This window comes from Embleya scabrispora, assembly GCF_002024165.1.
GTDB classification, from domain to species: domain Bacteria; phylum Actinomycetota; class Actinomycetes; order Streptomycetales; family Streptomycetaceae; genus Embleya; species Embleya scabrispora_A.
Map to the genome: position 1 here is coordinate 4,683,404 of NZ_MWQN01000001.1, position 23,241 is coordinate 4,706,644.

The 23,241-nt window shown below is 71.0% G+C and carries 15 protein-coding genes and 1 pseudogene; 7 read left to right on the plus strand and 9 right to left on the minus strand.

Annotation, left to right across the window (positions count from 1 at the left end):
* Positions 1 to 170 precede the first annotated feature (170 nt).
* Positions 171 to 839 (minus strand): annotated as a pseudogene (locus B4N89_RS50745) (WD40 repeat domain-containing protein); the annotation flags it as partial.
* 616 nt (positions 840 to 1,455) lie between these two features.
* A complete protein-coding gene (rpsT, locus tag B4N89_RS20890) occupies positions 1,456 to 1,722 on the minus strand; it encodes a 30S ribosomal protein S20 (RefSeq protein ID WP_078977364.1) in 267 nt (88 codons plus the stop codon).
* Between the two features lie 364 nt (positions 1,723 to 2,086).
* On the opposite strand from rpsT, the gene lepA reads away from it, so the two are divergent.
* From lepA to hemW, 3 genes are all read left to right on the plus strand, one after another.
* Complete coding sequence (gene lepA, locus B4N89_RS20895) at positions 2,087 to 3,940, plus strand: translation elongation factor 4 (RefSeq protein WP_078977365.1); 1,854 nt, start codon at positions 2,087 to 2,089, stop codon at positions 3,938 to 3,940.
* A gap of 428 nt (positions 3,941 to 4,368) precedes the next feature.
* The gene (locus B4N89_RS20900) at positions 4,369 to 6,237 is read left to right on the plus strand and encodes an AMP-dependent synthetase/ligase (RefSeq protein WP_235618712.1); all 1,869 of its coding nucleotides are present in this window, start codon (positions 4,369 to 4,371) and stop codon (positions 6,235 to 6,237) included.
* Between the two features lie 49 nt (positions 6,238 to 6,286).
* Complete coding sequence (gene hemW / locus B4N89_RS20905; RefSeq protein ID WP_078977367.1) at positions 6,287 to 7,507, plus strand: radical SAM family heme chaperone HemW; 1,221 nt, start codon at positions 6,287 to 6,289, stop codon at positions 7,505 to 7,507.
* Between the two features lie 171 nt (positions 7,508 to 7,678).
* Here hemW and B4N89_RS20910 read toward each other — a convergent pair whose 3' ends face one another.
* The 4 genes from B4N89_RS20910 to B4N89_RS20925 all read right to left on the minus strand — a co-directional run bounded on the left by B4N89_RS20910 (position 7,679) and on the right by B4N89_RS20925 (position 15,683).
* Entirely contained in the window at positions 7,679 to 9,652 is a 1,974-nt protein-coding gene (locus B4N89_RS20910; protein ID WP_161500771.1) for a dynamin family protein, read from the minus strand.
* 70 nt (positions 9,653 to 9,722) lie between these two features.
* On the minus strand, positions 9,723 to 12,488 hold the full coding sequence (locus B4N89_RS20915) for a dynamin family protein (RefSeq protein WP_078977369.1): 2,766 nt from the start codon (positions 12,486 to 12,488) through the stop codon (positions 9,723 to 9,725).
* Between the two features lie 43 nt (positions 12,489 to 12,531).
* The gene (locus B4N89_RS20920; protein WP_078977370.1) at positions 12,532 to 13,641 is read right to left on the minus strand and encodes a hypothetical protein; all 1,110 of its coding nucleotides are present in this window, start codon (positions 13,639 to 13,641) and stop codon (positions 12,532 to 12,534) included.
* Positions 13,641 to 15,683, minus strand: coding sequence for a dynamin family protein (locus B4N89_RS20925; protein WP_161500772.1), 2,043 nt, complete (start codon positions 15,681 to 15,683; stop codon positions 13,641 to 13,643). The genes B4N89_RS20920 and B4N89_RS20925 overlap by 1 nt, the downstream gene beginning before the upstream one ends.
* Positions 15,684 to 15,978: 295 nt before the next feature.
* On the opposite strand from B4N89_RS20925, the gene B4N89_RS20930 reads away from it, so the two are divergent.
* On the plus strand, positions 15,979 to 16,872 hold the full coding sequence (locus tag B4N89_RS20930; RefSeq protein WP_078977372.1) for a phenylalanine 4-monooxygenase: 894 nt from the start codon (positions 15,979 to 15,981) through the stop codon (positions 16,870 to 16,872).
* A 116-nt stretch (positions 16,873 to 16,988) separates the two neighbouring features.
* On the plus strand, positions 16,989 to 17,558 hold the full coding sequence (locus tag B4N89_RS20935; protein ID WP_078977373.1) for a Uma2 family endonuclease: 570 nt from the start codon (positions 16,989 to 16,991) through the stop codon (positions 17,556 to 17,558).
* Between the two features lie 77 nt (positions 17,559 to 17,635).
* Here B4N89_RS20935 and B4N89_RS20940 read toward each other — a convergent pair whose 3' ends face one another.
* Genes B4N89_RS20940 through B4N89_RS20950 form a run of 3 tightly spaced genes read right to left on the minus strand, consistent with a single transcriptional unit; the run spans position 17,636 to position 20,518 of the window.
* Complete coding sequence (locus B4N89_RS20940; RefSeq protein WP_078977374.1) at positions 17,636 to 18,892, minus strand: WD40 repeat domain-containing protein; 1,257 nt, start codon at positions 18,890 to 18,892, stop codon at positions 17,636 to 17,638.
* A gap of 10 nt (positions 18,893 to 18,902) precedes the next feature.
* Positions 18,903 to 19,733 (minus strand): DUF3097 domain-containing protein, encoded by an 831-nt coding sequence (locus B4N89_RS20945; protein ID WP_078979499.1) that lies wholly within the window; start codon positions 19,731 to 19,733, stop codon positions 18,903 to 18,905.
* Positions 19,734 to 19,762: 29 nt separating this feature from the next.
* Positions 19,763 to 20,518 (minus strand): MBL fold metallo-hydrolase, encoded by a 756-nt coding sequence (locus B4N89_RS20950; RefSeq protein WP_078977375.1) that lies wholly within the window; start codon positions 20,516 to 20,518, stop codon positions 19,763 to 19,765.
* A gap of 150 nt (positions 20,519 to 20,668) precedes the next feature.
* Between B4N89_RS20950 and hrcA the strand changes: the two genes are divergently transcribed.
* Together hrcA and dnaJ are read left to right on the plus strand one after the other, a co-directional pair.
* Positions 20,669 to 21,685, plus strand: coding sequence for a heat-inducible transcriptional repressor HrcA (gene hrcA, locus B4N89_RS20955; protein ID WP_078979500.1), 1,017 nt, complete (start codon positions 20,669 to 20,671; stop codon positions 21,683 to 21,685).
* A 2-nt stretch (positions 21,686 to 21,687) separates the two neighbouring features.
* A complete protein-coding gene (gene dnaJ, locus B4N89_RS20960; protein ID WP_078977376.1) occupies positions 21,688 to 22,821 on the plus strand; it encodes a molecular chaperone DnaJ in 1,134 nt (377 codons plus the stop codon).
* The last annotated feature ends 420 nt before the right edge of the window (positions 22,822 to 23,241 follow it).

Consider the following 23,241-nt stretch of genomic DNA (forward strand, 5'->3'; position numbering starts at 1 on the left):
CGCCTCCGGACGACCCGACCGTCCAACTCCACCGCCCCACCCCGAGGCACGACCCCGCCTACCGGCGGCCCAGAAACCAACCCGCCACCCCAAGGCCGGATCCACCCGCCGCCCCAGGGCCGGACGCCACCTGGGCGCGGATCGCGGGGGTCGCCGACGTCCCACAGCCGGGTGCCGCCGTCCTCGCTCCCGGTGACCAGGACGCGCCCGTCCGGGCCGAAGGCGACGGTGCCCACCGTCGCGGTATGGCCGGCCGGCGCGGACAGCCGGGTCGGGGTGCGACGGTCCGAGATGTCCCACAGGCGCACCACACCCCCCGCGCCCGCCGTGACCAAAAGGCGCGCGTCGGGACCGGGCACGGCCCGGAACACCGCCTCGTCGTGCGCCGCGAAGTGGGTGATCAGCACCGGAGCGCGGGGATCGGACACGTCCCACAGACGCACCGTGCCGTCATAGTTCGCGCTGACCAGCAGTCGGCCCCCGGCATCGACGGTCAGCGATTCCACGTCCTCGGGCCGGCCGGGCAACTCCGCGAGCACGGTCGCATGCCGGGGGCAGATCCCATCCACCGCTCCGGGCCCGATCCACCCGCCGCTCCCGGGGGCCGGACCGACCCGCCACTCCGGCGGCCGGACCCACCCGTCACTCAGGCGGCCGGACCCCATCTCCCGCTCCGGGCCGGATTCACTCGCCACCCCGAGGGTTGGACCGATCCGCAGATGCCGGGGGCGGACCCCACCCACCGCTCCGGGCCCGATCCACCCGCCGCTCCCGGGGGCCGGACTGACCCGCCACTCCGGCGGCCGGACCCACCCGTCACTCAGGCGGCCGGACCCCATCTCCCGCTCCGGGCCGGATTCACTCGCCACCCCGAGGGTTGGACCGATCCGCAGATGCCGGGGGCGGATCCCATCACCCCTCTGGAGCCTGATCCACCCGCCGATCCCGAGGTTGGATTGATCCGCCGATGCCGGGGGGCGGACCCCACCCACCGCTCCGGGGCCCGATCCACCCGCCAATCCCGGGGGCCGGACTGACCCGCCACCGCGGCGGCGGACCCATCCGTCACCTTGGCGGCCGGATCCACCTGTCACCTTGGCGGCCGGACCCGCCTGTCACCTTGGCGGCCGGATCCACCTGTCACCTTGGCGGCCGGATCCACCTGTCACCTTGGCGGCCGGACCCACCCGCCACCCCGACGGCCGGACCCGCCTGTCACCTTGGCGGCCGGACCCACCCGCCACCCCGACGGCCGGATCCACCTGCCACCCTGGCGGCCGGACCCACCCGCCACCCCGGCGGCCGGACCCGTCCGGCGATGCCGGCCCGTTTTGCCACCGCCGCCCACCTCCGCACACCACAAAAGCGCCGCCCCCCGAGATGGGGAGCGGCGCCCTTGTAGTGCGCTGAGCGGAGTGCGCTCGGGTGTCACGCCATGGTGATCGGTGTTGCGAGTCAGGCCTTGGCCGTCGCGACACGCTTCGCCAGGGCCGACTTCTTGTTGGCGGCCTGGTTCTTGTGGATGACACCCTTGCTGACGGCCTTGTCGAGCTTGCGGGCCGCGAGGCGGGTCAGCGCCTCGGCCTGCTCGACGTTGCCGGCCTCGGCGGCCTCGCGCGCCTTGCGCACGAAGGTCTTCAGCTCCGACTTGACGGCCTTGTTGCGCTGGCGCGCAATCTCGTTCGTCTTGTTGCGCTTGATCTGGGACTTGATGTTCGCCACGAAAGAGCCTTCTGAGTACTAGGTCGGGATCCGATCCAGGGAGAGGGCCCGTTCGGACGTTGACTTGCGTGGCAGAGACACGTACGCCACACGCGATCCATCAGATTACCAGCAGCCGGCGGCCGGTAAGGACACGGCCCACATTCCGACCCCGCCCCGGCCCGCCGAACACCCCCGATCCCCGCCGCCAACGCGGCGTACCCATGCCGCATGGGACGATAAGGAGGACACCTGTGCTCCGGCGCGTGATCCGATAACGATCGCCCGCGGCCCGCACAGGGCACTCGCAGCATCCGAGCTTGACCTTTGCTTGACCTTTGCCCGACCCTCGCCAGTCCACCCGATCGAGAATCTGGAAGCCCGCGTGCCCGCGACCCCGCCAGTGAACGTGCCGGAGCCCAGCCGTACCGACCCGGCGCTGATCCGGAACTTCTGCATCATCGCCCACATCGACCACGGCAAGTCGACGCTTGCCGACCGGATGCTTCAGATCACCGGCGTGGTCGATGCGCGGCAGATGCGCGCGCAGTACCTCGACCGCATGGACATCGAGCGTGAGCGCGGCATCACCATCAAGTCGCAGGCGGTGCGGCTGCCGTGGACGGCCCCCGACGGGCAGATCCACATCCTCAACATGATCGACACCCCCGGCCACGTGGACTTCACGTACGAGGTGTCCCGCTCGCTCGCGGCCTGTGAGGGCGCGATCCTGCTGGTCGACGCGGCGCAGGGGATCGAGGCGCAGACGCTCGCCAACCTCTACCTGGCCCTGGAGAACGACCTCCAGATCATTCCGGTGCTGAACAAGATCGACCTCCCGGCCGCCCAGCCGGAGAAGTACGCGGCGGAGCTCGCGCACATCATCGGCTGCGACCCGGAGGACGTGCTCAAGGTCTCCGGCAAGACCGGCGTGGGTGTGCCCGAGCTGCTGGACGAGTGCGTACGCCTGGTGCCGCCGCCGATCGGGGTCAAGGACGCGCCCGCCCGCGCGATGATCTTCGACTCGGTCTACGACTCGTACCGGGGCGTGGTCACCTACGTCCGTGTGGTCGACGGCGACCTGAAGAAGCGCGAGCGCATCCAGATGATGTCGACGGGGGTGACCCACGAGCTTCTGGAGATCGGCGTCATCTCGCCCGAGCCCAAGCCGTCCGACGGCCTGAGCGTCGGCGAGGTCGGCTACATCATCACCGGCGTGAAGGACGTTCGGCAGTCCCGCGTCGGTGACACCATCACCTCCCTGCACCACGGCGCCACCGAGGCCCTCGGCGGGTACAAGGACCCGAAGCCGATGGTGTTCTCGGGTCTGTATCCGCTGGACGGCTCGGACTACCCCGAGCTGCGCGACGCGCTGGACAAGCTCCAGCTCAACGACGCCGCGCTGGTGTACGAGCCGGAGACCTCGGTCGCGCTCGGCTTCGGGTTCCGCTGCGGCTTCCTGGGGCTGCTGCACCTGGAGATCGTCCGGGAGCGGCTGGAGCGCGAGTTCAACCTGGAACTCATCTCGACCGCGCCGAGCGTGGTGTACCGGGTGGTCATGGAGGACGGCAGCGAGCACACCGTGACCAACCCGAGCGAGTTCCCCGGCGGCAAGATCGCCGAGGTGCACGAGCCGGTGGTGCGGGCCACCATCCTGGCCCCGAGCGAGTACATCGGCACGATCATGGAGCTGTGCCAGACCCGGCGCGGCGTCCAGATCGGGATGGACTACCTCTCCGAGGACCGGGTCGAACTGCGCTACACGCTGCCGCTCGCGGAGATCGTGTTCGACTTCTTCGACGCGCTCAAGTCCAAGACGCGCGGCTACGCGTCGCTCGACTACGAGACCACGGGCGAGCAGCAGTCCGCGCTGGTCAAGGTCGACATCCTGCTCCAGGGCGAGGCCGTCGACGCGTTCAGCGCGATCGTGCACAAGGACAAGGCGTACAACTACGGCGTCGAGATGACCAAGAAGCTGCGCGAGTTGATTCCGCGTCAGCAGTTCGAGGTGCCGATCCAGGCCGCCGTCGGGGCGCGGGTGATCGCCCGCGAGAACATCCGCGCGATCCGCAAGGACGTGCTCGCCAAGTGCTACGGCGGTGACATCAGCCGCAAGCGCAAGCTGCTCGAGAAGCAGAAGGAAGGCAAGAAGCGGATGAAGATGGTCGGTCGCGTGGAGGTGCCGCAGGAGGCCTTCATCGCGGCGCTGTCCACCGACGACAGCGGCGGGCGGAAGTAGTACCGAGTAGGGCCGGCGGTCAGGGCCGCGGTAGAACTGCGGTCAGAGCCGAGGTAGGGCTGAAACAGGACATTCGGGCGGCTTCGGTCGCTCGGGAGGAGAATCGATTACTCGATTCAGCAACTGATCCGAGAAAGCTACTACCGCGTAGCCGTCGAGCAGCGTACGTTGCGGGTGCATCGGGCAGAATCGATGCACCCGCTTCGCGTTTTGTCCGCGCCGTACCGAAGCCACAAAGGCCGAGCCGCGCACCGAACCAACCATGCTCCATCCTCTGATCACTTCATCGGCTTCTTCCGCAGACCGGTTGGTCGGTTTCACTGCTCGCCCCGGGCACGCGCATACCGGTATCGATACGGGTATGTGATCGCGACACCGCTCGGCACCACCACCACACCCGGAAATCCGCCCTGGACACGGAGGCCGAAGTGAGTTCAGAGTCCGCCGCCATCGAGAACCGTTCGCCGTCCATCGCGGTGGACTTCCTGGAACGTATTCGGGCCACGCCCGAGAACGAGGCGTACCGCTACCCGGTCGCGGTGGGCGACGGCGACCGGGAGGAATGGCGCTCGATCACCTGGGGGCAGGCGGGCGAGCGGGCCAAGGCGATCGCCGCCGGGCTGGCGGCGCTCGGGGTCGAGGCCGAGGACCGGGTCGCGATCGTGGCCGAGACCCGGCTGGAATGGGTGCTGGCCGACTTCGGCGTGATCTGCGCCGGCGCGGCCACCACCACCGTGTACCCGACCACCAACGCCGACGAGGCCGCCTTCATCCTGACCGACTCCGGCAGCGTGATGGCGTTCGTGGCCGACGACACCCAACTCGCCAAGCTGCGCGGCGCACGGGCGGACCTCGCCGCGATACGCAAGGTGATCGTCTTCGACCCGCCGAAGCCCGGGCCCGAGGCCGAGCCCGCCGACGACTGGGTGATCACCCTCGCCGAACTGGAGGACCTCGGCCGCGCCCGGCTGGTCGAGGAGCCGGACCTGGTGGAGACCCGGGTCGCCGCGATCACCCGGGACCGGCTCGCGACCCTCATCTACACCTCCGGCACCACCGGTCGGCCCAAGGGCGTCCGGCTCACGCACGACACCTGGGCGTATCAGGCCGCCGCGCAGGTCGCGATCGGGGACAACGACGCCGACGAACTCCAGTACCTGTGGCTGCCGCTCGCGCACTGCTACGGCAAGGTTATGGTCTGCGGACAGATCCGGATCGGCTATGCGACCGCCATCGACGGCCGGATTCCCAAGCTGATCACCAACCTCCCGATCGTGCGGCCGACGTTCATGGCCGCCGCGCCGCGCGTGTTCGAGAAGGTGTACAACTCCGTGCACATGCGGGTGCGCGCCGAGGGCGGCCTCAAGTACCGCATCTTCCGCTGGGCGATCGGCGTCGGCCGGGAGATGTCGCAGGCCAGGCAGGCCGGCCGCACCCCGTCCGCGGTGCTCGCCGCGAAGTATCGGGTGGCCGACCGGCTCGTCTTCGACAAGCTGCGCGCGTTGTTCGGCGGTCGGCTCAAGGGCTGTATCTCCGGCAGCGCGGCGCTCTCGCCCGACGTCGCCGAGTTCTTCGACGCGATCGGGATACCGATCCTGGAGGGCTACGGCCTCACCGAGGCCAGCGCGGGCAGTTCGGTCAACCGCTTCGACCGGCACCGGATCGGCACCGTCGGCCCGGCGCTGCCCGGCTCGGAGATGCGCATCGCCGAGGACGGCGAACTGCTGGTACGCAGCCCGGCGGTGATGCAGGGCTACCACAACAACCCCGAGGCGACCGCCGCCGTGCTCACCGAGGACGGCTGGCTGCGCACCGGCGACATCGCCGTGATCGAGGACGGCTATCTGCGGATCACCGACCGCAAGAAGGACCTGATCAAGACCTCGGGCGGCAAGTACGTCGCGCCCAGTGAGATCGAGGGCCGGTTCAAGGGCCTGTGCCCGTTCGTGAGCAACATCCTCGTGCACGGGGAGGGCCGCAACTTCTGCTCCGCGCTGATCACGTTGGACCCGGACGCGCTCCGGGGCTGGGCCGCGGAGCAGCCGGCACTGCGGGGGAGGTCGTACGAGGAGCTGGTCGGCGCCGAGGAGGTCCGGGCGCTCGTCGCGGACTATCTCGACCGGCTCAACGCCGATCTGCAGCGGTGGCAGACGGTGAAGAAGTTCGCCATCCTGCCGCGTGACCTGAGCGTCGAGCGCGGTGAGCTGACGCCGAGCCTGAAGGTGAAGCGGCGGGTGGTGGAGCAGGAGTACGCGGCGGTCCTGGACGACATGTACAAGGGCACGCTGGTCACCTGACGGCGGTTGCCGTCGGCGGGTCGGTCGTGTGCTCGTGGACAATGGGGGGATGCCCTCCGCACCCCCCGACGGTCTGCCCGTGCCCGAAGACGGCTCGCTGCCCGCGTCCGCGCTCGCCGAGTTCGCCGGCGCGAGCCGTCCGTTCGGCTTCTATGTGCATGTGCCCTACTGCGCGTCGCGCTGCGGCTACTGCGACTTCAACACCTACACCGCGACCGAACTGGGCGGGTCGGCCTCGCAGGGGTCCTACGCGGACGACGCGATCGCCGAGATCCGGCTGGCCCGGCGGTTGCTGGGGGACGCGGACCGGCCGGTGGAGACGGTGTTCTTCGGCGGCGGCACCCCCACGCTGCTGCCGGCCGCCGACCTGGCCCGGATCCTGGGGGCGATCCGGGACGAGTTCGGGCTCGCGGCCGGGGCCGAGGTCACCACCGAGGCCAATCCCGAGTCGGTGGACCCGGCCTATCTGGACACGCTGCTCGCGGGCGGGTTCAACCGGCTGTCGTTCGGCATGCAGAGTGCGCGCGAGCACGTGCTGCGGGTCCTGGACCGGCGGCACACCCCGGGGCGGCCCGAGCGGTGTGTGGCCGAGGCGCGCGCGGCCGGGTTCGAGCACGTCAACCTGGACCTGATCTACGGGACGCCGGGGGAGTCCGACGACGACTGGCGGGCCTCGCTGGACGCGGTGCTCGGTGCGGGGCCGGACCACGTCTCGGCGTACGCGCTGATCGTCGAGGACGGTACGCGCCTGGCCGGGCGGGTGCGGCGGGGCGAACTGCCGATGCCGGACGACGACGTGCTTGCCGACCGCTACCTGATGGCGGACGAGGCGTTCGAGGCGGCCGGGCTCGGGTGGTACGAGGTGTCCAACTGGGCGACCGACGCGGCGGCGCGCTGCCGGCACAACGAGCTGTACTGGACCGGGGCCGACTGGTGGGGGGCGGGGCCGGGGGCGCACAGCCATGTGGGGGGTGTGCGGTGGTGGAACGTGCGGCATCCCGCCGCGTATGCGAAGCGTTTGGCGGCGGGTTCGTCTCCTGGGCAGGGGCGGGAGTTGCTGGGTGCGGAGGATCGGCGGGTCGAGCGGATCCTGCTGGAGCTGCGGCTGGTGGAGGGGGTTCCGCGCTCGCTCCTCACGGAGGTGGGGAGGAAGGCGGCGGATCGGGCGGTGGGGGATGGCCTGCTTGTCCGCGACGCGGGGGATCGGGTCGTGTTGACGTTGCGGGGGCGGTTGTTGGCCGACGCGGTCGTGCGGGATCTGGTCGACTAGCCGGCCGTCCTCGGCCTGTCGGCCTCAAGCGCCGGCCGGGCTGTTTCGCCTCAAGCGCCGGCGGGGCTGATTGGTTGGTGGCTTTGAGTGTTGATGGCCTGCGGGATCTTGTGTGTTGGTGCGGCCGGCCGGGCCGGCTTTGCTCGGCCGGGCTCGAAGGGTTCGGGGGGTTTACATTGCTACGTCCATGATCAAGTCGGCCAAGGATTCGTCGACTCGGTTTAGTTCCTGGGCGTAGCGGCGCATTTCTGTGCTTTCGCGCTTTGCGTCGGATTCGCCCTGTTCCTTCGTGCGCAGGGCTGCGCCTACCTCGTCGCGGATGGATTTGATCTCCGCGTCCAGGCCCTGGGCGATCGCGTCGCGCATCTTGCGGAGTTGTTTGACGACCTCTTCGCCCAGGTTGGTGACATCGGTGTCGGCCTGCTTGCGCAGTTCCAGCTGGACCTGCTCGGCCACCTGCTCCTTGAGCCGGCGGTTGGCCTTGTTCAGTTGCAGGGCGCCCTTGAACACGGTCGAGCCCAGTACCGCGCCCAGGATCACGAACGGCCCGAGGCCGACCAGAAAAGCCGCCGTGCCGACCGCGATCTGCGGGAGCAGGGCGGTGAGCATCGAGCGCAGGTTGAACTTGCCGCCGGAGACCGCCGTCGCCGGGTCGAGTACGAAGCTGACCGCGTCCGCGAGCAGTCGCTCGATCGGCGTCGAGGGTTTGCCGTCCTCCTCCGTGCCCACCGGCCCGGCGGTGAGCGAGGCGCGGATCTCGTCGATGCGCGTGACGAACTGCTTCACGTCGTCGTCGATCATCCGCTCCATGTCCTCGACACGGCGCGCGACGAGCGGCTTGAGCTCGTTCTCCTGCCACTGCGCGAACTCGACCTGGACCCGCCCGGAGAGATGGTCGGTGATCTCCTTGACCGCCGCCTCCATCTTCTCCCGGGCGTTGAACGGGTTGGCGCCGATGGTGTTGCTCGGGTCGTATTCCTGCGCCCAGGTCGGGATGTTCGCGGCGACCCGGTCCATGAACCGCCGGGTCGCGCCCTCGACCTCGCCGCGGGTCTCGCGCAGGTGCTCCTCCATCTGCGCGACGATCACCCGTCGGTTCTGCTCCAGGCGGGTCAGCGGACCCTGGACCCGCTCGTAGGTGGCGCGCAACTCCTCCACGTCCTGGGTGAGCAGCGCCTCCTTGCGGTCGATCTGCTCGCGCGCCTCGATCAGCAGGTACTTGAGCTCCCGGGCGGGGGACAGGATCTTGGCCCGGCCGCGCTCGCGGGTCAGGAACTCCTCCAGGCCGCGTTCGAGTTCGGGCATCCCGGACCCGGCCAGCAGGTCCGGGTCGCCCTTTTGCCGACCGGTCAACGCGGCCCGGGCGTTGACGAAGAAGACCCGGTCCGGGCGGGAGAGGTACGGCGACAGGCGCTTGCGGATCTCCCGCTGCACGTCCTCGCGTTCCTCCTCCTCGACGAGGTTGATCTTGTTGCCGACGTAGAAGACGTCCTCGTGGCCGCGCGCCTTGACGTGCACGTCCAGGAACAGCTGTTCGCTGCGCGACATCGCGGCCTGACAGTCCACCACGAACACGAGCACGTCGGCCTGTTCGAGATAGTTGAGGGTGACCTTCTCCCGCTCCGGCGCCTCGTTCAGGCCGGGGGAGTCGACCACCACCACGCCGTTGCGGCACAGTTCGAGCGGCCAGCGCACGACCGCCCGCTCGTACGGGTTCGGGGTGTTGTCGTCGTCCGCGCCGATGGTGACGTAGTCGGCGATCTCGTCCACGCCGACGGTCAGCGGCTCACCGGCACTGCCGTCCGCCTCCAGCGGATAGATCAGCGCCGAGCGGGTGTCGCCCCACGTCACCTCGTTGATGATCGCGGTGCACGGTCGGGCGAAGGAGGGCAGCACCTTCTCGCCGAGCATCGAGTTGATCACGGTGCTCTTGCCGCGCTTGAACTCGCCGACGATCATCACCTTGAACGCCTCGGACGCGGCGCGCTGCTTCAGCGAGTCCAGCTTCTTGACGCCCGCGCCGATGCGCAGCCCGGCCACGATCGGCGTGAGCCGATCGATCAGGCCGACCAGGGTCTCCTGCCGTGCCCGCCACGCGCCGTAGCCCGCGTAGGCCCCATCGGCCGCCCCGTGACCCGTGTCCACCTGACCGCTCCCCTCCTCGACGGCTGCCCGATGCCGGGACCTGCTCCGGTCCCGGCATCGGCGTCCGGCACTAGCCTCTGGCGCCCAGCATGGTGTTGAGCTGGACCGCCAGCTGCTCGCTGCGCGAGACCAGATCCTGCCATGCGGGCCCATCGGCGCCGACCTTGGCCAGCGCGGTCTGCCGATCGGTGCGCCAGGCCCGCTGGCCGCGCACCGCCTCGTCCATCACTCCGGCGTACAGCGTGTGCAGCCGCTTGGAGACCTCCTCGGAGAAGCCGCCGAGGACCTCCTCGACCACCGGCTCCAGGGCCTTCATCGCCTGCGCGCGCTGTGCCTCGGTCAGCGAGGTCGACTTGACCTCGCCGAGCACCATGCCTCCGGCCGACGCCGCCATGCTCGCGCCCATCGGCAGCGCGGAGACGCCGCCGGTGAGCGGGATCAGCAGCGCGCCGAGCACGGCGACACCGGTCGGGCCGATCCGCCAGGCCAGCTTGCGGCTCTTGAGGTCCTTCAGGCCCAACGACTCCGCCTCGCCGAGCTCGAACTCGGTGGACAACTGCTCGACCTTCTCGAGGCGGTAGCCGCTTCCGCGCCCGAAGTGCAGCTTCATCTTCGCGTCCAGCCACTGCACGTCGGCCTGCACGCTGGAGTGCAGCTGGGCTTCGAACTTCTTGGCCAGCGCGGTCAGTTCGCGGCGCAACCGGAACGGCAGATCGCGTTCCCACCAGGTCCGGGCGTCGGGCGCGCGTTCGAGTTCGTAGCGCAGCGTGTCCAACAGGTCCCCGCGCGAGAGTTGCAGGTGCTCGCGGAACTTCTCCGACGTCTGCGTGCGGCGCTGCTGGAGTTCGACCCGGACCCGGCCCCATTCGCCGGCCATCCGGTCGATCTCCACCTCGGACTCCTCGACGGCGCGCCGCCGTTCCGTCTCGCCGAGCGCCGCGGCGGCCAGTCCGTCCCGGCCCAGGCCCGCCATCTCGTCGAGCAGCGCGAGCAGTTGGCCCGCCGTCTGGCGCGAGCGCATGCTGCGCCGTCCGCCGGAGGTGGTGTATTCGGTGATCCGCGCGTACACGCCGGCCGCGGGCGAGGCGTCCTCGCGATGCGGGCCGGCCAAAACCTGCAGCGTCGGCGAGATGCGGCGCACCCGGCCGCCGAGGTAGTCGACGATGTCCTCGCGCTCGTCCTCGTCGACGGTGTCCAGCTTGGACACCACCACGGTGATCCGCGGCACGTGCCGGGCGATCACCTCCTCCTCCAGGAACGCGGTCTCGGACAGGCCGAGCGGCGCGCTCGCGGAGACCACCATCAGCACCGCGTCGCTGGCCGCGACCGTACGGCGGACCAGGTCCTCGGTGCGGCGGTCCAGGTCCTCCGCGTCCTCGCCCTTGCCCCGGCCCGCGTTGACGCCGGGGGTGTCCACCAACTCGACGTCCAGGCGGGCCAGTTCGGGCTCGGCCACCAGGACCCGCACGCCGACCAGGCGGGAGGCGGCCTCGGAGTCGCGGTCCGCGCCGAGCCGGGACACCTCGTCCCAGGTCGCGGCCACCGCCGGACGCGGCTCGGCGTGCCCGTCGGCGAACTGCAACTCCAGGCGCGGCTCGGGTCCGGCCACGACCACCAGCGGCACCGGGGTGTGCCGGCCCTCGGGCAGCACGGGGGCGCCGAGCAGCCGGTTGATCAGCGACGTCTTGCCGCGGCCGAACTCGCCGACCACCGCGATCCGCAGCCCCGGTCGGCGCATCCGCGCGCGCAACCGGTCCAGCTCGGCGGCGATCGCGTCCAGACCGAAGTCGGTGGCGATGGTGTGCGCGTCGTTGATCCGCCGGCCGAGCGTGGTCGCCGACGGCGCCTGCCGGACCAGGCTCGTCACCGAGCCGGGAGGCGTGGCGGAAGGGGCGGGGGCGAGCGGCGGAGCCGACACCGGCGCGGCGGGGGCTTCGGCGCCCGGCCGCGGCGCCGGCGGCCGAGGCGCGGTCGGCGCCACCACCGCCGGCGTGCTCTGCCCGGCCGGCCCGGCGTGCGCCGAACCGGCGCCGGGCCCGGCCGCACCCGGCGCACCCGCACCCGGCGCACCCGCACCCGGCGCACCCGCACCCGGCCCACCGCCGACGCGCCCCGCCCACCCCTGGTTCGGCCCCGGCGTACCCAAAGAGTCGTCGCCCGCCGGGCGCGGACCCGGAGCCGGGGCCTGCCTCCGGTCCGCCGTCTGCCCCGACGGGCCGGGTCGGCCGGTGGGCGAGTCGCCCGAGTCGCGCCGCGCGCCCGCCTCACGCGGTGCACCCGCACGCAGCCACGAGGCGGTCGACGGCACCAGCCGGTGGTACGCGGCCACCGCCCCCACGGGCATCACCCGCGCGTAGAGCCCGGCGAGGATCTTCGGTCCGCCGCGCGCGTCCGCCTCCGGATCGGCCAGGAATCGACCGAGCGACTGGAAGAAGCGGGCCCGTTCCGCCAGTGCGTCCGGCTGCATCGACAACGTCCAGGCGGACACGTCCGAGATGGTGCCCTCGACCGATGCCGCGACCTCGGGCAGCTCGCTCAGCTTGACGTGCCGCAGCACGTTCTCGCTCGGCCAGGCCCACTGGACCGCGCCCCAGACCGGATGGATCGGCAACTCCCGCCGTGCCGGGGTGGCCTTGCCGACCCCGATCAGGCTCCACAACGTCCAGCCGTCGGCGGTCCGCTCCGGTACCGGCGGCAGCGCCACCGACTCCATGGTGATCCAGCCGCGCAGCTCGTCGCTGCGATGGATCCCGCTCAGCAGACCCGCGACGCCCGGACGGCGGCGTGGTTGTACCTGCGCGGCCTGGCGCAGCACGTGTTCACGATCGAACGACATGTGTGGTCCCTACTCCCGTCGAATGTGTGCTGGTGTCGAACGATCAGGCGTGCGTGGGGTGGGCCACGATCATCGTGGTGTCCCGGTCCTGCCACGCGTTGACGAAGTCGGCCAGCGGAATCGGCTCGACCTTGCCGAATGGCGCGCCCGGGTCGTTGAGCAGCACGTACGTCGACCCGTCGGGCCGGGTGTCGACGCCGGTCACCCACACCGCGTGCCCCATCGTGGGGTCCTGCTCCAGCGGCGCGCCGGTGGTCGCGTCGTGCAGCGGCGACCAGATCTCCTGCGCGTCGAGGGCGACGATCACCTGGTCGCCCTTCTGCAGGGCGTCGAGCATCTGCCGCATGTCGGCGCCCGGGACCATGTCCGTGTCCACGCCGTGCATTTCGAGCAGCTTGCCGATGTCGCCGGTCTTGGTGCCGTTGGCGGGGTCGTAGATGCCCGCCTGCTGGGCCTCGGTCACCAGCGCGTTCTCGTCCATCGGCATGCCGGTGAGCTTCTCCAGGATCATGCCCTGGGAGACCACCGCGCAGCTGGTGTCGCCGGCCTGCTGGTGCCAGTACTTGGCGTCGCCGACCGGGTCGCCGGTGCCCTGGAACTGCTCCGGCGCCCAGTCCGGCGCGTGGTAGGTCCAGTTGCCCTGGTCGTCGTAGACCGCGCCCCACGAAGCGGGCGTCGCCTCGGTGTAGGTGCTCGGGTCGTACGAGGCCGGGTCGGCGTACGGGTCGGTGCCGTAGGGGTCGCCGTACGGATCGCCGTACGGGTCGCTGCCGTACGGGTCGCCGTAGGGATCCGCGTACGGGTCGTACGGGTCCAGGTACGGGTTGTTCACCTGGTCGTCGTGCCACTGCTGACTGGGCGTGGGCTGGTTGCCGTCGGTCGGGTCGAACGCCTTCGGGTCCCAGGCGTCGACCTTGCCGTCGCCGTCGCTGTCCGCGTGGAACGGGTCGTAGTTGGGGTCGTGCAGCGGATCGAAGTTGGGATCCGTGTAGGGAAGGGTGGAGTTCGGGTAGGCGCCGTTGAATCCGCCGGCCGCGTCGGTCTCCCACAGTGGCGCCGCCCCGACGCTTCCCCCGTCGGCGGTGTCCACTGTGTCGATGGTGTCGTCGGAGACCACCGCGAACAGGTCGTCGTCGTGCGTGTAATCGCTCATCAGCCGAAATCCCCCCGGTGCGTTAGGCGTTCGCGTTGGCTGTTCACCGTGGCGCGACGCCGTTCCGTCTGCCTGTCCGCGTCCTGCAACAGGTTTCTGCGAGCCGCGAGAATATCCTCGCGGCGTTGATGTTCGGCCACCAGTTCGGCGACCGTCGCCTCGTAGGTGGCCCGGTAGCGGTCCACGTGTTCCGAGACGTCCTGCGAGTAGTGCGTGGTGGCCGTGCGCACGGCCTCGTCGATCTGTCCGGACAAACCGTCCGCGACGGTTCGCAGTGTCTGATGCATTTCGGCGCGTGCGTGGTTCCGCAGGGCCGTCATGTCGGTGGATGACAACGAATCGGCCACTTTGGCGATGAATCCGCCGAATCCGATCCGCCCGGGAGGAGTGCCCGGGGAGCCGTTGCGGGTGCCGCCGAACCACTGGTCCAGGGCGCCGCCGATCCGCGCGCCCGGGGTTTTGGGCGCGGTCGGGTCGAGCCGGACGGCTCGGATCTGCTGGGTCACCCCCGTGACGGAACTCTCGTACGCCCGCATCGCCGCGTCCGCGAGTTGATGCCCGGTCAACACGGTGACCGCGTCCGATCCGGCCGGTCGGGCCACCGCGCCGAGGCGGGCGTAGGCGGCGGCGAACGCGGTGTCCACGGCCGAGCGCGCGGTCTCGGCCGCCGTCGACAACGCGCCGGTGACCGCCTGTTGCACGATGTCGCCGATCCGGGGCAGGCCGCGCCGGATCAGTTCGGGGGCCTGTTCGGCGAGCACCGCGCGCAGTTCGTCGGGGGTGTTCGCGCGGTTCAGGGCCCGATCGATCTCGTCGCGGGTGTAGCCCCACCACTGCGGGGCCATGCCGCCGACCGCCTGCTGGGCACGCTGGGCGCCGGCGCCGAGCAGGCGAGCGGTCTCGCCGTGCTGGGCCCGGACGAAGGCGGCCATGTCGGCGATCCTCGCCTCGGCCAACTCCGCCTCCTCGGCGTCGAGCCGCTGCTCGGCCAGGGTCACCTCGCGGCGCAACTCGTCGAGCAGGTCCTCGAGCAGTCGCAGCAGGTGGTCGGAGACCGCGACGATGCGCTGGCGCCGCATCAGGTCGCGCAGCCGGGCCACGGTGCGCGGAAACTCCTGGGCCCAGTGCTCCTGTTCGGGGCCGCGCAGGGGCCGTCCGGTGGCCAGCCGCACGACCGGCTCGGCGGCGACCGGTTCCAGGACCGGGTCGGGCACACCGAGCATCCGGGCGAACCGCTGTCGGACGTGGGCGAGCAGATCGTCCCGTTCGTCCTCGTCGATGTGGTCCATCTTGGTGACGAGGATGATGCAGCGGCGCAATTGCCCCGGATCGAGCGCATCGGTGAGGAATTCGGTCAGCGACACCGGCGACGGCGACGTGGACGCGGTCAGTACGGCCGCCACGTCGGCGACGTCGCGCATCACCGCGCGCGTGATCTCCGTGTGACCTGCCCGGGCGTTGGTTCCGGGCGTGTCGATGATCACCAGGCCGTCGCGCAGGGCCGGCGCGGGGTGGCGGACCTCCAGGCTCTGCACCTGCGGGGCGATCGCCCCGTCGGCGGTGAGCAGGCGCAGGATGCCGGCGGTGTCCTCGGGGATCGGGGTGTCCGGCGCGAGGTGCGCGAGCATCCGGCCGAGCGGGCTGTCCGCCCCGGTGTACCGCCCGGAGGGGTACACATAGCGGATCCCGTGGCCGGTGAAGCGCACCTCGACGGAGAGCTCCTCCCCGTGGGTGATCCGAGTCGCGGCGCCGGTGGTCGGCAGTGCGGAGGTGGGCAGCAGATCGTCGGCCAGCAGCGCGTTGACGAAGGTGCTCTTGCCGGCCGAGAACTCGCCGATCACCGCCAGGTAGTAGCGGTCGTCCCGGAGCCGGGTCTCGATCTCGCGGATGCGCGCGGTCAGTTCCCCGAGCCGTTCCTGGTCGCCGACGATGCGGCGGACCATCGCCAACGCGAAGTCGAGGTGGTCGGAGGTCTCGGTGAGTGCCTCCACCACCTCGCGTCGCCTCGCCCGATCCCCGGCGATGCCGTGTGAATCCACCACCGCGCCCCCTCTCGACGGTGCCCTCCCCGATGTACGGGCGATCCTGTCACGCGGGCGGGAATCCCGTCTCGGTCTGTGGACAGTGCGTTCGGCGCGGTCGTCTGCACCCCTGTGCCCCTTGTGTGACGCCCGTCCGGATGATGCGATGAGGACGTCGAGGCGATCCCTCGCAGCTGATTCCCGTTGCCGTGGCCCCCGACCCGATCGGTCTGAAAGGCATGAAAACGGCGCATACTGGTTGCGTGGGTGCCGCGACTTGTCCGGCGAGTCGATTCCGATGCGATCAGGAGATGGCATGTTCGAGGAGGCCCAGTATCTGGCCCCGGTCACCCGTAGGGCCGACGGCGGAGTCGAGGTCGAGCTGTCCCGCAGCCACCCGGGGTTCGCGGACGAGGTGTACCGCGAACGCCGGAACCGGATCGCGGGGCTGGCCCTGGACCACCGGCGCGGCGACCCGATCCCGGAGGTCGAGTACACCGACGAGGAGCACGAGGTCTGGCGCCTGGTCTCCCGGGAGTTGTCCGCCTCGCACGCGGAGTACGCGGTCGCGGACTACCTGGACGGCGCCGCGCGCCTGAAGCTGCCGACCGAGCGGATCCCCCAGTTGGAGGAGGTCAGCGAGGCGCTGCAGCCGCTCACGGGCTTTCGCTACCTGCCCGCGGCCGGCCTGGTCCCGCTGCGCGACTTCTACGGGTCGCTGGCCGACTCGTACTTCCACTCCACGCAGTACATCCGCCACCACAGCGTGCCGCTGTACACCCCCGAGCCGGACGTCGTGCACGAGGTGATCGGCCACGCCAACATGCTCGCCTCGGACCGCTTCGCGGCGCTGTACCGGGTCGCGGGCGAGGCGGCCCGCCGGGTGGAGAGCCGCGAGGCGCTGGAGTTCGTCTCCAAGGTCTTCTGGTTCACCCTCGAGTTCGGCGTCATGCACGAGGGCGGCGCGCTCAAGGCCTACGGCGCCGGGATCCTGTCCTCCTACGGCGAGATCCGCGAGTTCCGCACGGTCGACATCCGCGACCTGGACCTGGTCGCGATGGGCACGATGCAGTACGACATCACGCACTACCAGGACATCCTGTACGCCGCCCACTCGATGACCCAGCTGGAAGACGTCGTCGGCACCTTCTGGGCGGACTGCACCGACGACTCGATCGCCGCGTTGTCGGCCTCGGCGAAGACCCCGTAGCGCCGCCCCGCATAGTCGTTCACCCGTGCGGGTGACCGGAACCCAAACTTTCCGGTCGCCCGCACGACGCGTCCCTATGCTCGCGTCGACTACGGAAGGGGTTCAGAATGTCTGCCATGGCACACGAGATCCCCGCGCAGGAAGACGTCATGCTCGACGGCTTCCTGGCGTTGGACACCCCCTTGGGCTTCCGCGCCGAGTTCATCGAGGGGGACATCGTCGTGACACCACCGCCGATGGGAAATCACGAGCGCATCATCAGCGCGGTGGTTCGCCAGATTCTGAGCGGCTCGGCCGTGCCGATGGATTTCTCCGGTGGCAAGGGATTGGTGGTGGCCGCCGGCGGGGGACCCGCCCCCAACCATGTCATTCCGGACGGCACGTTCGCTCCCGAGGAACTGGACCTGTTCCTGGACGCCGAATCGTGGATGCCGTGCGCCGGGGTTGCCCTGGTCCTGGAGGTGACGTCGTATCGAGCCGGCTTCGATCGGGAACAGAAGCGACGGGCCTATGCCCGCAGCGGCATTCCGCTGTACCTGCTCGTGGATCGAGAGCAGAGCAAGGTCACGCTCTTCCTGGCGCCGAAGGGCGACGACTACCTGGAGAGCCACGCCGGTCCCTTCGGCAAGCAGATCGATCTTCCCGCGCCGTTCTCGATGACGCTGAGCACCGGCAAGTTCGTGTGACGAACCAGGGGTCCGCGCGTCACCTTTCGAGGGGGCGCCGTGCCCGAAGTCGACGAGTTCTTCGGTCGGCGCGTGCCTCACACCCGCCGGACGAAGACCCGGCCGAAGTCGCCGCCGGTGGCCAGGAGGGTGCCGTCGGCGGAAAAGGCCAGGCGGCGGATGCGTTGTTCGTCGTAGCCGGGCAGGGCGACGGCGCCGCGCTCGCGCAGCTCCGCGTCGTACACGCGCAGGGCGCTCGTACGATGACCGCCCACCGCGATCCGCCGGCCGTCCGGCGAGTAGGCCCACGCGTAGCAGGTCGCCCAGCCCTTCGGGTGGTGCGGATCACCCAGGTGCCAGGCCGGCTCGCCGGTGTCGATCGAGATCGCGAACGGCCCGTGCACGCGGCCCCGATTGACCAGGAGCAGCGTCTCGCTCGGATCGAAGCCGAGGTCGCCGATCTCCCACTCCAGCGGCACCCGCGCGACCGGCCGGCCGGCCTCCACGTCCCACACCTCGACCTCGTTGGTCGGATCCTCGCTCGCGTCCCGGTGCCCGTACACCAGCCCGCGACCGACCCGCCACACCGCGAGCAGCCGACCCGAGGGGGACAGCGCGGCGCCCCGGCACTCGGTGGCCGGCGAGCGGGTGGACACCTCGCAGACCGGCGCGCCGGCCGCGTCCAGGACGCGCACCCGGTCGTCGGCGTCGAACACCACCAGGCGCCGCCGGGCCGCGTCCCAGGCCGGCTGCACGGTGTGCGGATTGAACAGGGCGTTCTCGAACTGCCGGTAATCGGCCAGCGGTTCCTCGTGCAGCGTGCCCAGGTCGAGCCGCCGGGTCGAGCCGCCGACGGTGTAGACCACGGCCGAACCGGTCGCGTCGAACAGCGCGGTGGCGATGCCGGTCGGCCGCTCGGCCGCGGGCACCGCGTGCACCGTGCGGCGCACCCCGGTCGCCACGTCCACGAGCCGGATCGCGCCGTCGTAGGCGATCAGCACGGTGCGGCCGTCCGGATGCAGGTCCATGGCCCGGGACGAGGTCTTGCCCGGCGGCATGAACTCCAGCACCACCGGGTCCTCGGCCCCGCCCAGGCGGACGAACCCGGCGCGCATCGCCTTGCCCACCTCCCGGCGCAGCGCGATCACGGCGGCGGCCGGGTCGGCGAAGTCCTTGCGCGTCTCCCGGGCCGCCCCGTCACCCGAGCGGGCGGAGCGGACGAACGCGGCGCCGGACACGCCGAACATCCGATACTTCGGCCCGGCCGAGTCCGGCAATACGAGGGTGATCTCTTCCTGCGCCATCGCCGTACGGTAGCGCCGCAGGTCGTACGTGGTGACGGTCGGCCATCGCATCGCCCGGGCCTCACCCCTCGGGCGGCGCCGTCACGAAGTCGATGAGTTCCTCGACCCGTCCGAGCAGGGCCGGTTCCAGGTCGCGGTACGAGTCGACCGCCGCGAGGATGCGGCGCCAGGCCGCGGGCGGGTTCACCGGCCAGCCGAGGGCCGCGCAGACGCCCTCCTTCCACGGGACGCCGCGCGGGACGTCCGGCCAGGCCGCGATGCCGACGGAGGCGGGGCGTACCGCCTGCCAGACGTCGATATAGGGGTGTCCCACCACCAGCACGTGGTCTCCGCCCACCCGACTCGCGATCCGGCTCTCCTTGGAGCCGGGCACCAGGTGGTCGACCAGCACGCCCAGGCGGCGACCCGGGCCCGGCGCGAACTCGCGGACCACGTCCGGGAGATCGTCGACGCCCTCCAGATACTCCACGACCACGCCCTCGATCCGCAGGTCGTCGCCCCACACCCGCTCGACCAACTCGGCGTCGTGGCGGCCCTCGACGTAGATCCGCCCGGCGCGCGCGACCCGGGCCCGGGCGCCCTGTACCGCGATCGAGCCCGACGCGGTGCGCCCCGGGGTGCGGGCCGGACCGGGGGCGGCCGGACGGACCAGGGTGACCACCTCGCCGTCGATCAGGAACCCGCGCGGGTCCATCGGGAACACCCGCAGGCGCCCGTGCCGATCCTCCAGCGTGACGGTGAAGCCCTCGGGGGTCTTCTCCACCCGGACCACCGCGCCGCAGAAGCCGGTGGACGCCTCCTCCACCACCAGATCGCGCTCGGCCGCGACCTCCGGGACCGGCTTGTCCTTCTTCCATCCCGGGATCAGCGACTCGGGTCCATAACTGCGCATGACCACGACGCTAGCCGGGTGACGGTACGTCAGTCCGGTACGACGCGCCCGGCGGCCACCTCGGCCAGCCAACGGTTCTGCCGGATCACGAACTCCTCGTCGACCACCGCGCCGTGTCCGGGCAGCCAGACACTCGCGTCCAACGCCCGCACCCGGGCGAGCGAATCGCTCCACTCGGCGGCGAACGCGTCCGAGCCGAAGACCGGCGGCCCGCTCTCCTCCACCATGTCGCCGGCGATCAGCACGCCGCAGTCCGGCACGTGGACGACCACGTCGTGGTCGGTGTGCCCGCGACCGGGCGCGAACAGCACCACCTCGCGCCCGCCCAGGTCCACCGTCACCGGCGTGCCCGCGGACACCGCGCGCGTCGGCGGCACGATCCGCGCGGCGCGCATCAGTTCCGGGTCGAACCCGTGCTCGACGCCGCTCGCCCGACCGGCCTCGGCCCACCGCTCCAGATACTCCGGCAGGTCCGCGTGTCCCCAGACCTCCGCGTCGGGGAAGGCGCGCAGCACCTCGTCGTTGCCGAAGCAGTGGTCGAAGTGGCCGTGTGTGTTCACCACCGCGACCACCCGGTCGGGCAATCCGTGCCCGGGCAGTTCGCGGGCCAGCGAGGCCAGGATGTCGGCGGCCTCGTGGTCGTGCGAACCGCTGTCCACGAGCAGGATCCCGTCCCGCCCCGTGACGACCGCCACATTCAGTTCGAGCCCGGGCAACCGACGACGCAGTACGCCCGGCCCGATCGGCTCCCAGGTGGCGTGTTTCGGCTGTTCGGCGCGTAGCATGCGTCAACCTTGGCACGGACTCAGGGGTACGGTCCGGATCGGGTGACCCGTACACTGGCACTCGGCGGGACGGAGTGCCAACCAGTGGGACGAACCACCGCCTACGCGACACGGCAATGGGTGGAAGAACGGGTCAGGGAGGTGCGCACCATGCTCGACGATCGGAAACAGGACGTGCTGCGTGCCATCGTGCAGGACTACGTGGCGACCCAGGAGCCGGTCGGCTCCAAGGCGCTCGCGGACCGACACAACCTCGGGGTCTCCCCGGCCACCATTCGCAACGACATGGCCGCGCTGGAGGAGGAGGGCTACATCACGCAGCCCCACACCAGTGCCGGCCGGGTGCCCACCGACAAGGGCTACCGGCTGTTCGTCGACCGGCTCGCGGGCGTCAAGCCGCTGTCCGGCGCCGAGCGCCGGGCGATCCAGACCTTCCTGGCCGGCGCGGTCGACCTGGACGACGTGGTGGGCCGCACGGTCCGGCTGCTCGCGCAGCTGACCCATCAGGTCGCCGTCGTGCAATACCCCTCGCTGACCCGCTCGACGATCCGGCACGTCGAGTTGCTCACCCTCGCGCCCACCCGGGTCATGCTCGTGCTGATCACCAGCACGGGCCGGGTCGAGCAGCGGGTGATGGACACGCCGGGCCCGGTCGGCGAGAACCTGCTCGCCGACGTCCGGGCGCGGCTGAACAGCCGCATCACCGGCAAGCGGTTCGCCGATGTGCCGTTGCTGGTCCAGGACCTCGCCGAGCCGTTCACCGCCGAGGAACGGCCGATCGTGGCGGACATCCTGGCCACCCTGCTCGACACCCTGGTCGAGCACAAGGAAGAGAAGGTCGTCCTGGCCGGGACGGCCAACCTGACCCGTTTCGGCATGGACTTCCCGAACACGATCCGCCCGGTCCTGGAAGCGCTCGAGGAACACGTCGTATTGCTGCGGCTGTTGGGCGAGGCGACCGACCCGGGCATGGTCGTGCGGATCGGACACGAGAACATGCACGAAGGACTGGCCGCGACCTCGGTGGTCGCCGTCGGATACGGCAGTGGGCAGGAAACACTGGCGAAGCTCGGAGTGCTCGGGCCGACCCGGATGGACTACCCCGGAACGATGGGAGCGGTGCGCGCCGTGGCACGGTACGTCGGACAGATCCTCGCGGAGTCGTAGAGTTGGCTACCGATTACTACGAGGTCCTCGGGGTACGGCGCGACGCCACCCCGGAGGAAATCAAGAAGGCCTTCCGCCGGCTCGCTCGGGAGCTGCACCCGGACGTCAATCCGGACCCGAAGACGCAGGACCGGTTCAAGGAGATCAACAACGCCTACGAGGTCCTTTCGGATCCGCAGAAGCGTCAGATGTACGACCTCGGCGGCGACCCGCTGTCCTCCGGGGGCGGCGGGGGAGGTGGTGGCTTCGGCCAGGCCGGCTTCGGCTTCAGCGACATCATGGACGCGTTCTTCGGCCAGGCCAGCCAGCGCGGACCGCGCTCGCGCACGCGCCGCGGCCAGGACGCGATGATCCGGATCGAGATCACCCTCGAAGAGGCCGCGTTCGGCACCACCCGGGAGATCCAGGTGGACACCGCCGTCACGTGCAACACGTGCAACGGCGAGGGCGCGGCCCCGGGCACCACGGCGCAGACCTGCGACATGTGCCGCGGGCGGGGCGAGGTCAGCCAGGTCACCAAGTCGTTCCTGGGCCAGGTCATGACGTCGCGGCCGTGTCCGCAGTGCCAGGGCTTCGGCACCGTGGTCCCGCACCCGTGCCCCGAGTGCGCGGGCGACGGCCGCATCCGCGCGCGCCGCACGCTCACCGTCAAGATCCCGGCGGGCGTGGACAGCGGTACGCGGATCCAGCTCGCGGGCGAGGGCGAGGTCGGCCCCGGCGGCGGCCCGGCGGGCGATCTCTACGTGGAGATCGTCGAGGTCGCGCACGCCACCTTCCAGCGGCGCGGCGACGACCTGCACTGCACGGTCACCATCCCGATGACGGCGGCGTCGCTCGGCACGAAGGTGCCGCTGCAGACGCTGGACGGCACGGAGGAGATCGACATCCGCCCGGGCACCCAGTCGGGCCAGTCGATCCCCCTGCACGGGCGGGGCATCACCCACCTGCGCGGCGGCGGCCGTGGCGACCTGGTCGTACACGTCGAGGTCCAAACGCCGAACAAGCTCGACCCCGAGCAGGAGGAACTGCTCCGCCGCCTGGCCAAGCTGCGCGGCGAGGAACGCCCGTCGGGGCAGTTCACCCCGGGGCAACAGGGGCTGTTCTCGCGCCTGAAGGACGCCTTCAACGGCCGGTAGCGCGGGCGCTCGTCGCGCGTCGTGACATCGTCCCCGGGCGCCGGATGGGCCGGACTCGGCCGAGTCGGGTCCGGCAGGCGAGCTTGGGGACGCGGAGCGGTCGCGCTGCGCCCCTGGCCGCGGGGCCAGTCCGAGTCTGTGGTGGGTGGGCCGCCGTCGGCGTGCGGGGCTCCACGGCCCTGGGTTTCCGGCGAGGCGCGTGTGTTGGTCGGCGCAAACGCGGCCGGCGGCGGACCCGGGTGGGGCCCGGGCCGTGTCTGCCGGGCGGGCGTTCCCGAGTGGGTCGGGTGTCTCCGGCAGGCGTCGCGCTTTCGGCTGCGGGTGGCCGGCGCGCGGCTTGCCCGAGGTGGCGGCGGCCCGCCACCGACTCGGGCCGGCCCCGCATCGGCCACCCGCAACCGCTCTTGGTCCCCGATCCGG

Bases quoted from the DNA above. Each gene is read 5' to 3' on its own strand.
- hemW (WP_078977367.1), top strand. From the start codon at position 6,287: ATGCCCTCCGCACCCCCCGACGGTCTGCCCGTGCCCGAAGACGGCTCG.
- B4N89_RS20915 (WP_078977369.1), bottom strand. From the start codon at position 12,488: ATGTCGTTCGATCGTGAACACGTGCTGCGCCAGGCCGCGCAGGTACAA.
- B4N89_RS20920 (WP_078977370.1), bottom strand. From the start codon at position 13,641: ATGAGCGATTACACGCACGACGACGACCTGTTCGCGGTGGTCTCCGAC.
- B4N89_RS20930 (WP_078977372.1), top strand. From the start codon at position 15,979: ATGTTCGAGGAGGCCCAGTATCTGGCCCCGGTCACCCGTAGGGCCGAC.
- B4N89_RS20935 (WP_078977373.1), top strand. From the start codon at position 16,989: ATGGCACACGAGATCCCCGCGCAGGAAGACGTCATGCTCGACGGCTTC.
- B4N89_RS20940 (WP_078977374.1), bottom strand. From the start codon at position 18,892: ATGCGATGGCCGACCGTCACCACGTACGACCTGCGGCGCTACCGTACG.
- B4N89_RS20945 (WP_078979499.1), bottom strand. From the start codon at position 19,733: ATGCGCAGTTATGGACCCGAGTCGCTGATCCCGGGATGGAAGAAGGAC.
- B4N89_RS20950 (WP_078977375.1), bottom strand. From the start codon at position 20,518: ATGCTACGCGCCGAACAGCCGAAACACGCCACCTGGGAGCCGATCGGG.
- hrcA (WP_078979500.1), top strand. From the start codon at position 20,669: ATGCTCGACGATCGGAAACAGGACGTGCTGCGTGCCATCGTGCAGGAC.